The following is an 11776-nucleotide window of genomic DNA, read 5'->3' as shown; positions in this document are numbered from 1 at the left end:
GGGCGGGTCCTGAAGATGAGCGTCAGCCCATGGCGTGATGCGGCAGAGGAGGGGAGGGGCGCGCGGGGGCTATTCCAAGAACGTTCCGGAGAATGGACGGGAGTTATGGAATGAGGGGCGCATGTCGGGATGGGAGCCGATGCGTGGCTGCGGCCGTGCGGCGACCAGGCCAAGCTGGCGGCGCTGGCCGGGGATGCCGGCGAGGGCGGGCTGGTGGCCGGGGGGATGGGGGATCGGCTGTTTCCCCGGGGAAACAGCGGACGTGTTTCCCATGGGGCGGCGGGGACAAGGGGCTGATGTTTCCCCGGGGAAACGGGGGGCAGGGCGGAAGCCGCCGGTTCGACCGGCCTTTCGCTTCCGTCATATGTCCTGTGCCCCCCGCTTTCCATCAGCGCTGGAGCCCCATGCCCTGCCGTTCGAGATGTTCGAGCGTGTCGCGCAGCGCGGTGGCGAGCGTTTCCATGTCCGCGCCCGAACCGGCGTGGAGGCGGATGGTGACGCCCTGGCGGTTGACCGACTGGACCGTCAGCGCCGGACGGCCATAGTGGGTGGTCCAGGTGAAGGGTTCTTCCCTGGGGGCCGACTGGGCGGCGCGGGGGGCGTCGAGCAGGCGTTTGAGCACATCCGAGGCCGGGATGGGCGCGGCGCCCGCCGACCGCAGCGCGCGCTGTTCGGAGGCGAGGCGGTTCGCCTCCGCGCGGATGGCGGGCGCGCCCTTGGGGTCGTCGAGCGATTGGGCCAGCGCATAGGCGGGCTTCAACTGGACGTCGGCCGGGGAGGCGAAGGCGTCGATCACCGCGTCCTCGATGCCCGCCACCTTGATCATCTTGCTGAGCCATCCCTTGGAGAGCTTCAGCCGTTCGGCCATGCGGGTCAGGTGGCTGCCATAATGGGCCTTGAGCGCATCGGCATAGTTGCGCGCGCGTTCGAGGTCCGAGACGTCCTTGCGGGCGCGGTTTTCGAGGTCGGCGAGGCGGAAGGCGGCCTCATCGTCGAGCTGGGCGACCTGCGCCACGAACATCATGTCGGAATAGCTGTTGGCGCGCAGCCAGCTGATCGACCAGTGGCGGCGGGTGCCGGCGATCACCTCATAATCATGATCGGGATCGCCCTCTATCCGGCGGACCACGGCGGGCACCTTCTGCCCGCCCTCCGCGATGATCGAGTCGATCAGTTCGCGGCAATTTTCCTCATTGAGATGCGCATAGAGGCGGGCATTGCCGCTCCAGATCCGGACTTTCGCCGGGTCGAGCAGCAATTGCGTGACCTGCCGCACCTCGCCCGAGGCCAGGCGGGCAAGGGCGGATTCGCGGCCGAGCAGGGTGGTGCCGCGGGCGCGATCCTGGCGCGGCGCGGCCGGGCCAGAGGAGGGGGAGGAGGAGGGGGAGAGGGGCGATGCGGGCGGGCCTGCCTCCTCCGGCTCGACGGGCGTTGCCGCTGCCGCCTCGGGCTCGTCGGAGAGAAGGGCGGCCAGATAGTCGGATTGCTTACGCGCCATGGCATTCCCTTTCGGCAAACCGGGAACATATCATGAACATGCGGAAAGGGGCTTCATGCCGCATTGACGATGTCCTCTTCCCGCGCAGGGGCGACGCGGCCCCAGCCCTGACGCACCAGCGCCTCGATCTGGCCCATGGCCTCGTCCAGATTGGCGCGGCAGCGCTTGTGGGTGCGCGGCGTGCCGATCGGCTTTTCCAGTTCATAGACGGTCATCATGCGCAGCGCGGCATGGCTGATTTCCGCGCTGTCGAGGATCGGAATGGGCAGGAGAGCCGGGCCGAAGCTCTGTTCCATGATCGCGCGGACCATCGAATGGCTGGGATCGTTGCTGTCGAATTTCGAGCAGAGCAGGCGGACGAACTGATAGTCGACCTCTATCCCCGCCTGCTGCAGCTGGCCGATCACCTGATCCATCATCGAGAGGAACTGGACGGTCGAGCAGAAGTCGGGCGTGGTCGCGGCCAGCGGCACCAGCAGGGCATTGGCCGCCTGCATCACGGCGAGGCTGATCGTGCCCAGCGCCGGCGGCGGATCGAGCAGCACCACGTCATAATGGCGGGCAAGGTCCATCAGGCCCTGCTTCAGCTTGCGGAAGCGCGCCGCAAGGACGGAGCCGCCGTCGCTGCCCGCCGCCGCCAGCTCATATTCCACGTCGAACAGTTCGAGATTGGATGGGATGAGGTCGACATTGGGCCAGGCGGTGTGCTTGACCGCGTAGAGCAGGTCGACCTGCGTCGGGTCGATGGAGAGATAGGGGTAGAGCGTTTCTTCCCGCTGGATGTTGAAATGCGGGTTGAAGCCGAACAGCGTGGTGGTGGTGGCCTGGCTGTCGCAGTCGACCACCAGCACGCGATAGCCCTGCACCGCGAAATAATGGGCGAGATGGGTGGTGACGGTCGACTTGCCGACGCCGCCCTTGAAATTCTGCACCGCGATGATGGCGGGAATGTCCAAGGGGGCGCGTTCGGGCGAGGCGCCCAGCACCTGCCGCATGTTCAGCAGTTCCTCCACCTTGTAGCCGGGGCGGCGGCCGTTTTCGGTCGGCGGGGCAGGGGGAAGGCGTCCGTCCTCCTCCGCCATGCGGATGCGATTCGTGGAGCAGCCGAGCAGTTGCGCGGCTTCAGCGATGCCGAAGCGGATGTTGAGTTCCTTGCGGCTATCCGGCAGAAAAGCCTTGCGCCGCAGGCGTTCGACCATCTTTTCGCCGGCCTCCGCCAGATCGCCGATCTGGGTTACCACTGCGTTCATTCCTGCCCTCTTGCGCGAAGTTGAAGCTTGTTTGGGATAGATGTGGCATAAATAGTTCAAATAGGCAAATGAGGGCGGGGTGGGATGAGGATCGGCATGGAGGAAGCAGCATGCACCGGTTTTCCTGCGCCTGCGCGGGAGAAGCGGCCTATATTCCGGCCAAGCGACAGGCGGTCGGGATTCGCCGGAGAAGAGTGGCATGAACTGGTATGAACGGCAGGAAAACTGGCAGGCGCAGAGCGAGGACGCCCGCAATGAAGCGGATGTCGACTATGCGCGGGTCATCCATTCCGCGTCCTTCCGCCGCCTGCAGGGCAAGACGCAGATCCTGAACCTGGGCGACAGCGATTTCTATCGCACGCGGCTGACCCATTCGCTGGAGGTCGCGCAGATCGCGGGCGGCATAGCGCGGCAGTTGCGGCAGGATTTCCCCGACCACCCGGCGATCCCGCATCTGCCCGACCACAGCCTGATCCAGGCCATCGGCTTCACCCATGACTTGGGCCATCCGCCCTTCGGCCATGGCGGGGAAGTCGCGCTGAATTACTGCATGCGGCAGGCGGGCGGGTTCGAGGGCAATGGCCAGACGCTGCGCATCCTGGCCCGGCTGGAGAAATTTTCGGCCGGGGCGGGGGCCAATCTCATGCGGCGGACGCTGCTGGGCGTGCTCAAATATCCGGTCCCCTATGCGCAGGCCTGCAATCCCGCCTGCGCGCCCCGGCTGAGCGGCAGGCCTTCTTCCATCCGCATCATCGACCGGGCCGCCAGCAAGCCGCCCAAATGCTATCTCGATACGGAGCGGCAGGCGGTGCAATGGATATTGGCGCCCTTGTCGAGCGCCGACCGGGAGGCGTTCACGGCGATCGAGCCGCAGGTCGGCAGGCACCACCGGGCGATCCACAAATCCTTCGATTGCAGCATCATGGACGTGGCCGACGACATCGGCTTCGGCGTCCATGACCTGGAGGATGCGCTGGCGCTGCGCCTGATCGGGGAGGAGGCCTTTCGCAGGCTGGTGCCGGAGGAGGAATGCGCGTCCTTCCTGGTCCACCTCAAGCGGAAATATCCCGGCGAATCCGAGAATAATGTCTATGAGCGGCTGGTCGGGACGCTGTTCGGCGAGGGCGGCGGGCGCAAGCGCTGCATCGGACGGATGGTGCATCACCTGATCACCCATTGCCGCATCGACACGCGGGAGGAGTTCGAGGAGCCGCTGGTCCGATACCGCGCGGGGATGCAGGAGGGGCCGGCGCGGTTCCTGGGCGCGCTGAGGAACGCGGTCTATCAGGAGGTGATCCGCAGCGCCGGGGTGCAGCAACTGGAGTTCAAGGGACAGAAGATGGTGGTGTCCGTCTTCGAGGCGCTGGCGTCGGAGCCGGAGACCCTGCTGCCGGCCGAGCAATGGGCGCTGGTGCGGGCGGGGGAGGAGGCGCCGCGGGTGATCTGCGACTATATCGCCGGGATGACCGACGGGGCCTTGCTGAAGGCCTATGACCGGCTGTTCAGTCCGCGCATGGGGTTGATCTTCGATCAGTTCTGAGGGGCGCGGTCTTCCCTATCCGTCGCATGCTCCCGCGCGGGGCGGGAGCATGAAGGCGGAGGGGTTGCCGAATATCCGTCGGGCCCGGAACGGGGGTGGGATGGTCGGGCCTGGCCGCGCGACGCCTTCGTTCAGCCCCCGTCCGCATAGACCTTGATGTCGCGGACGATCATGTCGCCGGTGCCGTCCGCATAGTCGCCGGTCGTCTTCACCGCGACGTTCATGATCGGGTACCAGCGGAAGCCGGCGAAGGGATTGACCGCCTGATAGGTCTCCTTCCCGTCGATGAACCAAGTGATATAGTCGGGCTGGATGTCGACGGCGAAGCTGTGGAAGCCCGTGGTGAAGCCGCCGATGCCGTAGACCTCTTCGGTGTTCATGAAGACGCCCTGCTGGAAGGTGCGGGTGATGTTGGCGCCGCCGTGCAGCGTGTTGGCGGTGTAGCGGTCGAAATCCCACCAGCTTTCGAAGCCGAACCCTTCGTAAATGTCGATTTCCGGCGGCCAGCCGGCGGTCGAGATCAGCCAGAAGGCGGGCCAGGAGCCGCGCCGGTTCGGCATCTTCGCGGTGAATTCATATTGGCCGTAGCCGATCTGCACCGGCCGGGTGTTGTGGCCGCTGAGCACGACCGCGCCATAGTCATAGGGGACGCCGTCCCAGGCGATGGGCTGCTTCAGCTTCTGCGTGTGCATGACGAGCCCATCGTCCGTGTAGCGCAGGGGCGCCTCTATGCCATAGTCGCGATAGACCCAGCCGTCGAGATAGATGCCGGTTTCCTGATTGCCCGGTTGCGAGCGGCCATTGGGCAGCTTGGTCGACCAGGCCTTGTCATGGCCGGCGTCGGACCATTTGAGGGTTTCGCGGCTCATCCTCCACTGGAGCGTGCCCGTGGGCTGGAAGGCGCGGGGTTCGCGCCCCGCGACCTGTTCCGCCGTCGGTTCCTGCTGGAAATCGCATTGGACGAAGGCGCGGTCGGTGCCCATCTTGCCGCCCCATGGAGCCTCCACGAAGCGGACGATGAAGTCGGCCTGCGGCACGCCGAGCAATATGGGGACGGAGACCGTCTTGGTCAGCGGGTCGCCGGGGCGGAAGATCACCGCCTTGTAGATGCTTCGATAGTTGATGCCCGCCACGCCGCGGACGAGGCCCGGTCCATCCTCCGTCATCACCCGCGCGATCACGGTGTTGGGCGTCGGGCGGTCGAGCGTGATCGGCACATAGGCGACGGTCGCGCCGGGGCGGTAGAAGGCGGGGCCGACCGACGCGGTCGCCTGTTCAGGGTAGCGGGTGCCGCCGGCGAAGTCGAAATTGGCGAAATCGCCTGCCTGCGCGGCGGTGGCGGCGGTGGAGAGGGCCAGCATGGTGCTGACCGGCGCCATCGGTCCGGCGGCGCGCCCGGCCGGGCCGCCGGTTCGGGCGGCGGCGGCGGTGGTGGGAAAGAGCGCGGCGGGATTGCTGCTGCCCAGCGCCGTGGTCCAGGGGCTGGGGGAGGGGCGGGAGAAGTCGATCTGTGGCGTCGGGTTGGCGGTCCGGCCGAAAAAGCCGTTGGTGAGGATGGAGGCGATGCCCGGCGGGTCTTTCGCCGCTGGCGTGGGCGCGGAGATTTTTTCCGTGTCGGCGGTGAGGGACAGGCCCCATTCGCTCATGCAGAATATGAGCACGCACGCGAACAGCACGCCCGCAAGCGGGCGAAGAGAGAAAATGCGCATGGTACGACCCCGTTGTTGAGCGGCCCTGTGCCGCCTTTGTTGAACCTCCTTCCCGGAACGGCGGATTGCCCCGGCGCCGTTGCGGGTTCGCAAGATGGTTGGTGCGGATTCGTCCGCTATGGCTTTGAATAATAATGGATTTTCATGGCCGTGAAAAGGCTGCGGACGTCATGTGTCGATGTTCATGCACATATCGGCTCAAGGGGGATGGCGGTCATGCGCGGGGGCGCGCCACCGGCGGGCCGGTTGTGCGGCGCGCCGATGGGGGGGCTTGCGGTGGGGTTTGGGGGTGGGGGGAAGAGCGGCGGACGGCTATGGCGCGCGATGGCTCAAATCGGGCGCGGGCCGCGCGCTGCGGGTTTCTGTCGCATCGGTTTGAGCGGAAAACCGGTTCCCACTTTTGCGCACGATGCTCTAATTATTGCCGCCGATCAGGTCGCCTAGGCCGCCGAGCACGGAGCCTTCGCCGCGATTCTGGCCGCCGCGGCTGCCCGCCGCCGCCAGCATGCGGCCGGCGAGGCGCGAGAAGGGCAGGGACTGTATCCACACCTTGCCCGGCCCGGTCAGGCGCGCGAAGAACAGGCCTTCGCCGCCGAACAGGATGCTGCGCACGCCGCCCGCGCGCTCCAAGTCGAAATCCACCGTGTCGGTATAGGCGGCGACGCAGCCGGTATCGACGTGAAGCTGTTCGCCGGGGGCCAGTTCGCGCTCCACGATGGTGCCGCCCATCTGGACGAACACCCAGCCGTCGCCCTCCAGCTTCTGCATGATGAAGCCTTCGCCGCCGAACAGGCCGGTCATGATCCGCTGCTGGAAATGGACGCCGATCGATACGCCCTTCGCGGCGGCGAGGAAGCTGTCCTTCTGGCAGATCAGCCGCCCGCCGACCTGGTCGAGGCGAATCGGCAGGATCGCGCCGGGGGTGGGGGAGGCGAAGGCGACCCGCGCCTTGCCCCGGCCATTATGGGTGAAGACGGTGGTGAACAGGCTTTCCCCCGTCACCAGCCGCTTTCCCGCGCCCAGCAGCTTGCCCATGAAGCTGCCGTCGCTGCCGCCGCTGCCGTCGCCGAAGACGGTGGTCATGCCGACGGCCGCGTCCTTCCAGACCAGGGCGCCGGCCTCCGCCACGGCGCTTTCGCCGGGATCGAGTTCTATTTCCAGAAATTGCAGTTCCTGGCCCTTGATCTCGAAATCGATGTCGTCGGCCAGGCCGGCTTGACGATGATGTTGCCAGGGACTGGGGTTCGGCATGGTCGCGGGCTCCTGAATGGTTCCGGCCGATCATAGCCGTTCCCGGCCGGGTTGGGCCAGTCTTTGCGTGTACGCAAAGCTCTGCCGGGGGAGCGTGGCCCGGAAGGCAGGCGCGCGGGATTACCGGTCGAAGATGATCTTCAGGCTCTTGATCAATCCGGAAGTCTCGCTGAATTCGAAGAGGTCGACAAGATCGGTGTCGATCCTGACATCGTCCTTGCGTACCCATTCATAGGCGAAATGGGCGGCCCAGCGGCCCGGCAGTTGGAGCCGACCTTGCAGAGCGGCTTCCGTCCGGGCAGCTTGTTGCTGGAGGTGGAGGTTTTCGGCTGCCATTCTGCCGATCTAGACGTTCGAGGCGGGGGCGGCGCGATCCGGCTGGTCAATGACACCGAATATCGGCTGGTCGCCTAATGTCTTCAATCCGATCTGGCCCGGATGCAACGATTGACAGCGGAGTAGGTCGCTCCTTGGGAAAACCCCTTGAACTGAACGGCCATAATATTATGTTGGCTGCAAACAGTCATTTGGGAAAGAGGCGCGTTTTTTCCTGTAAGCGGCTGTGGTCAGGTCACTTATGGGATTATGCATGAGATATCCAAGCGACCATAAGGCGCGTACGCGGGAGCGCATCCTGACGGAGGCTTCGCGGGCGATCCGTTGCCAGGGTATTGACCGGGTGGCGGTGGCGAATGTGATGTCCGCGGCCGGGCTTACCGTCGGCGGCTTCTATGCCCATTTCGCGTCCAAGGACGATCTGGTCGCCCATTCGGTCGAGCATATGTTCCACGAACGCTATGAGCGGTTCTTGGGCCTGCTGGATGTCGGAGAGCCCCGCGCGGCGATCGCCAAATTCTTCGACGGCTATCTGTCGATGACCCATCGCAGCCATCCGGAGACGGGGTGCCCGATCCCGTCGCTCACCAGCGAGCTGGCCCATCTTTCGGAGGATGGGCGTGGGCGGCTGAGCAATGGCATGCGCGGACTGATCGACGGCGTGACCCGGCTGCTGGAGCGCGCCGGGGTCGACGATCCCGAGGAGGCCGCGAACGCCGCCTTTTCCGAAGCGCTGGGCGCGCTGGTAATGGCGCGGATGACGACCGACCTGAAAACCGCGGAGAAAATCCTCCAGCGGGCGCGGAAATCCGTCAAGGAACGGCTGGGCGTCGCGGATGTCGATACCCGCATTCCCTTGCGTCGCCGCTTCGCCAACAGTTCAGAGGCGGAGTCGGGAAAGACCGAAACGAGCAACTGAAGAAGTCAGGGTGGCTTGCCTTCGCCTTCTTGGCCTTCTTGCTCCGCCAGATGGGAACTGCCCATCGGGGGAAGCTTTAGCCGCGGGAAGGCAATGGTCTCCACCGCGCCCGATTCCTTCCGGGTGATCGCCGCCACGCAGTGAAGTTCCGGCCCGCCCGCGATCCTCGCGTCATATTCCGCGAAGCTCCTGTTGCCGATCGCTTCATGATAGGTCGGACGCATATGGTCATAGGACGCGCCGGCCGCCTGGATCGTCCGCAATATCCTGTCGCGGCCGACAATCGGTTTGCGCGTGACCGTGGAGTGGAGGACGGACTGATCGTCCAGATCGTCGCGGAACGGATGCTTCGGTTCAGCATGCGATGCTCCTGAAAGATGGTGCGCCCCGCGTTCAGCGGGGAACGACGCAGGTGGACGTGCCGTGCGCGAAGATCCGGTTGTCGAGGCTTTCGATGCGTCCGTCCAACGCGACAAGGGACCGGCCGCGCGAGATGACGGTGCCGATCACCCGCATTTCCCCGATATTGGCGGGGATGGGCCGCAGGAACTTGACGCTGGTTTCATAGGTGGGGGCGAAACCGCCCTCGTCCAAGGTGGTTGCCGCCGCGAGGCCCATGGCGGAATCCAGCATGGTCAGCGCCCAGCCGCCATGGACGACGCCGCCAAGGTTGAGGAAGCGTTCGCCCGGCGTCGCCCTCAGCTCCACGCGCCCCATTTCGGGCGGAAGAAGGGTGAAGGGCACGGTATCGGCCATGGGCGGGCGGGGCAGTTCGCCCCGCGCCAGAGCGCTTATCGTATCGAAACCGTTCATGACCGATCTTTCCCCCGCATCCGTGCCGCCGTCACAGCGTTTCCAGTGCGAGCGCTATACCCTGGCCGCCGCCGATGCAAAGCGTGACAAGGCCCCGCCGCACGCCGTCCCGCTTCATCGAATGCAGCAGCCGGGTCGTCAGCACCGCGCCGGTCGCGCCGATGGCATGGCCATGGGCGATCGCGCCGCCCTCCACATTGACGATGTCCTCCGGCAGGCCGAGTTCCTTGATGATGGCCAGGGGTACGGCGGCGAAGGCTTCGTTGATCTCGAACCGCTCCACGTCCGGCAGCTTCCAGCCGGCGCGTTCGACCGCCTTCACCACGGCAGGGACCGGCGCGAGGCCGAAGAGGCCCGGCTCCAGCGCGGCGACGGCGTAGGAGACGATCCGGCCCGCCGGTTCGACGCCGTTCGCCTCGGCCCAGGCGCGGGTGGCGACCAGCATCGCGGATGCGCCGCTGTTGAGGCCGGGGGCATTGCCGGCGGTGATCGTGCCGTCCGGGCGGAAGGCGGGCTTCAGCCGGGCCAGTCCCTCCAGCGTCGTATCGGCGCGGGGCGCCTCGTCGCTGGCGAAGCTGACGTCGCCCTTGCGGCCCTTGATGGTGACGGGGGCGATCTCCGCCGCGAACCGGCCTTCCGACTGCGCCTGCACGAAGCGCTTCTGCGAGCGTTCGGCCCAGCGGTCCTGCGCATCCCGCGAAATCTGGGAGCGGGTGACGAGATCCTCCGTATGCCAGCCGGAATGCTGGCCGGAAAAGGCGTCGTTCAGGCCGTCATGCAGCATGGAATCGATGATCGCGGCGTCGCCCATGCGATAACCCCAGCGGCCGCCGGTCATCAGATAAGGCGCGCGGTCCATATTCTCCATGCCGCCGGCGATGGCGACGTCGTGCAGGCCAAGCTGCACTTCCTGCGCGGCGGTCACGATCGCCTGCGCGCCCGATCCGCAGACCCGGTTGACGGTGAGGGCGGGGACCGAGACCGGCAGCCCGGCGTGGATCGCCGCCTGGCGCGCCGGGTTCATCCTGTTGCCGGCCTGGATCACATTGCCCATGGTGACCGCGCCGACGGCATCCGGCGACAGCCCTGCGCGGCGCACGGTTTCCCGGATGGCGACGGCGCCCAGTTCGGCCGCCGGCACGTCCTTGAGCGTGCCGTTATAGCTCCCGATCGGGGTGCGGACGGGATGGGCGAGGATGATTTCCGCGGTCACTCTGGCATTTCCTTCTCTTGTCGTCCGCACCGGTAGCGGCGGACCATCACATGATGTCTATAATATCATTGATCGTGATCGTCGCCTGTCTTTTCAAGGGCGGGGCGCGAATCGAGCCACGGATTCCGGGCCGGCCGATCCGGCGCTATCGACGCGCGGGCATCAGAAGGCGACCTTGTCCCCGCCCTTGAGGCCGAGCCGGGCGCGCGCTTCATCGGCGGTCGCTATCTCCAGGCCCAGATCTTCGATGATCGCGCGCACCTTGCGCACCTGTTCGGCATTGCTGGAGGCGAGCCGCCCCTGGGCGATGTTCAGATTGTCCTCCAGCCCCACGCGCACATGGCCGCCCATCAGCGCCGCTTGCGTCGCGAGCGGCATCTGATGGCGTCCCGCGCCCAGCACCGACCAGTGATAATCCTGTCCGAACAGGCGATCGGCGGTCCGCTTCATGAAGAGGAGGTTGTCGACCTCCGCCCCGATCCCTCCCAATATGCCGAAGATGAACTGGATGAAGACCGGCGGCTTGAAGAAGCCGCGGTCGATGCAATGCGCCAGATTGTACAGATGACCGACGTCATAGCATTCATGTTCGAACTTCACGTCATGGGCATCGCCCAGCGCATGGGCGATCTTGCCGATGTCGCGGAAGGTGTTGCGGAAGATATAATCGTACGATTCCCGCAGATAGGGCTCCTCCCAGTCATGCTTCCATTGCCGGTAGCGATCCGCCATCGGATAGAGCGCGAAATTCATGCTGCCCATGTTGAGCGAGCACATTTCGGGCGACGCCAGCAGCGGCGCGGCCAGGCGCTGCTCGACCGTCATGGTGAGGCTGCCGCCCGTGGTGATGTTGCAGATGGCGTCGCAGCCCTGCCTGATGCGCGGCAGGAATTCCATGAACTGGGCGGGGTCCGCCGAGGGTCGGCCGTCCCTGGGATCGCGCGCATGGAGATGGAGGATGGCGGCGCCGGCCTCCGCCGCCTCTATCGCCTGTTCCGCGATTTCGGACGGCGTGACCGGCAGCGCGTCCGACATGGTCGGCGTGTGGATGGAGCCGGTGACGGCGCAGGAGATGATGACCTTGTCTTTCATGCTTGATCCCGATTCCAGCCGACGAGTGGTCGGCCATGTCATGCCATTTGCCCGTTCGCGGTCCCGGCCCGAAACCGGCCCCGGGGGAGGCGGGCGGTCGCGCGGACGATGTGCGAGTATTGTCCATGAGTCAACAGAAAGTGCACTTTTTGTTG

General features: G+C 65.9%; 12 protein-coding genes. 3 read left to right on the top strand and 9 right to left on the bottom strand.

Annotated elements, in window-relative coordinates:
* Positions 1–129: 129 nt before the first annotated feature.
* Positions 130–297 (top strand): hypothetical protein, encoded by a 168-nt coding sequence (locus tag H5V43_RS21375; protein ID WP_157009793.1) that lies wholly within the window; start codon positions 130–132, stop codon positions 295–297.
* Positions 298–388: 91 nt separating this feature from the next.
* Here the strand turns inward: H5V43_RS21375 and H5V43_RS21370 are convergent, their stop codons facing one another.
* Positions 389–1498, bottom strand: a complete 1110-nt coding sequence (locus H5V43_RS21370; RefSeq protein WP_044661012.1) for a ParB/RepB/Spo0J family partition protein — start codon at positions 1496–1498, stop codon at positions 389–391.
* Between the two features lie 53 nt (positions 1499–1551).
* A complete protein-coding gene (locus H5V43_RS21365; RefSeq protein WP_013054122.1) occupies positions 1552–2748 on the bottom strand; it encodes an AAA family ATPase in 1197 nt (398 codons plus the stop codon).
* A gap of 199 nt (positions 2749–2947) precedes the next feature.
* On the opposite strand from H5V43_RS21365, the gene H5V43_RS21360 reads away from it, so the two are divergent.
* Positions 2948–4288, top strand: coding sequence for an anti-phage deoxyguanosine triphosphatase (locus H5V43_RS21360; RefSeq protein WP_025551434.1), 1341 nt, complete (start codon positions 2948–2950; stop codon positions 4286–4288).
* Between the two features lie 131 nt (positions 4289–4419).
* On the opposite strand, the gene H5V43_RS21355 is transcribed toward H5V43_RS21360, so the two are convergent.
* The 3 genes from H5V43_RS21355 to H5V43_RS21345 all read right to left on the bottom strand — a co-directional run bounded on the left by H5V43_RS21355 (position 4420) and on the right by H5V43_RS21345 (position 7584).
* Positions 4420–5997, bottom strand: a complete 1578-nt coding sequence (locus tag H5V43_RS21355) for a glycoside hydrolase family 16 protein (protein ID WP_025551435.1) — start codon at positions 5995–5997, stop codon at positions 4420–4422.
* 414 nt (positions 5998–6411) lie between these two features.
* The gene (locus H5V43_RS21350) at positions 6412–7248 is read right to left on the bottom strand and encodes a TIGR00266 family protein (protein ID WP_025551437.1); all 837 of its coding nucleotides are present in this window, start codon (positions 7246–7248) and stop codon (positions 6412–6414) included.
* Positions 7249–7368: 120 nt separating this feature from the next.
* Positions 7369–7584: a hypothetical protein gene (locus H5V43_RS21345; protein WP_025551439.1), complete on the bottom strand. Its 216-nt coding sequence runs from the start codon at positions 7582–7584 to the stop codon at positions 7369–7371.
* A 253-nt stretch (positions 7585–7837) separates the two neighbouring features.
* Between H5V43_RS21345 and H5V43_RS21340 the strand changes: the two genes are divergently transcribed.
* Complete coding sequence (locus H5V43_RS21340; RefSeq protein WP_025551441.1) at positions 7838–8503, top strand: TetR/AcrR family transcriptional regulator; 666 nt, start codon at positions 7838–7840, stop codon at positions 8501–8503.
* A gap of 5 nt (positions 8504–8508) precedes the next feature.
* On the opposite strand, the gene H5V43_RS21335 is transcribed toward H5V43_RS21340, so the two are convergent.
* From H5V43_RS21335 to kce, 4 genes are all read right to left on the bottom strand, one after another.
* Positions 8509–8766: a hypothetical protein gene (locus tag H5V43_RS21335; RefSeq protein WP_044661013.1), complete on the bottom strand. Its 258-nt coding sequence runs from the start codon at positions 8764–8766 to the stop codon at positions 8509–8511.
* A 130-nt stretch (positions 8767–8896) separates the two neighbouring features.
* Positions 8897–9316, bottom strand: a complete 420-nt coding sequence (locus H5V43_RS21330) for a PaaI family thioesterase (RefSeq protein ID WP_226870507.1) — start codon at positions 9314–9316, stop codon at positions 8897–8899.
* A gap of 31 nt (positions 9317–9347) precedes the next feature.
* A complete protein-coding gene (locus H5V43_RS21325; protein WP_025551447.1) occupies positions 9348–10529 on the bottom strand; it encodes a thiolase family protein in 1182 nt (393 codons plus the stop codon).
* Between the two features lie 162 nt (positions 10530–10691).
* Positions 10692–11621 (bottom strand): 3,5-dioxohexanoate:acetyl-CoA acetone transferase, encoded by a 930-nt coding sequence (gene kce, locus H5V43_RS21320; RefSeq protein ID WP_193666840.1) that lies wholly within the window; start codon positions 11619–11621, stop codon positions 10692–10694.
* Between the last annotated feature and the right edge of the window lie 155 nt (positions 11622–11776).

Source organism: Sphingobium fuliginis (assembly GCF_015074805.1).
In the GTDB taxonomy this organism is placed as follows: domain Bacteria; phylum Pseudomonadota; class Alphaproteobacteria; order Sphingomonadales; family Sphingomonadaceae; genus Sphingobium; species Sphingobium fuliginis.
This window is presented reverse-complemented; position numbering and strand designations above follow the sequence as displayed.

Excerpts from the sequence above, each read along its gene's own strand:
- H5V43_RS21375 (WP_157009793.1), top strand. The coding sequence starts at position 130 with ATGGGAGCCGATGCGTGGCTGCGGCCGTGCGGCGACCAGGCCAAGCTG.
- H5V43_RS21370 (WP_044661012.1), bottom strand. The coding sequence starts at position 1,498 with ATGGCGCGTAAGCAATCCGACTATCTGGCCGCCCTTCTCTCCGACGAG.
- H5V43_RS21365 (WP_013054122.1), bottom strand. The coding sequence starts at position 2,748 with ATGAACGCAGTGGTAACCCAGATCGGCGATCTGGCGGAGGCCGGCGAA.
- H5V43_RS21360 (WP_025551434.1), top strand. The coding sequence starts at position 2,948 with ATGAACTGGTATGAACGGCAGGAAAACTGGCAGGCGCAGAGCGAGGAC.
- H5V43_RS21355 (WP_025551435.1), bottom strand. The coding sequence starts at position 5,997 with ATGCGCATTTTCTCTCTTCGCCCGCTTGCGGGCGTGCTGTTCGCGTGC.
- H5V43_RS21350 (WP_025551437.1), bottom strand. The coding sequence starts at position 7,248 with ATGCCGAACCCCAGTCCCTGGCAACATCATCGTCAAGCCGGCCTGGCC.
- H5V43_RS21345 (WP_025551439.1), bottom strand. The coding sequence starts at position 7,584 with ATGGCAGCCGAAAACCTCCACCTCCAGCAACAAGCTGCCCGGACGGAA.
- H5V43_RS21340 (WP_025551441.1), top strand. The coding sequence starts at position 7,838 with ATGAGATATCCAAGCGACCATAAGGCGCGTACGCGGGAGCGCATCCTG.
- H5V43_RS21330 (WP_226870507.1), bottom strand. The coding sequence starts at position 9,316 with ATGAACGGTTTCGATACGATAAGCGCTCTGGCGCGGGGCGAACTGCCC.
- kce (WP_193666840.1), bottom strand. The coding sequence starts at position 11,621 with ATGAAAGACAAGGTCATCATCTCCTGCGCCGTCACCGGCTCCATCCAC.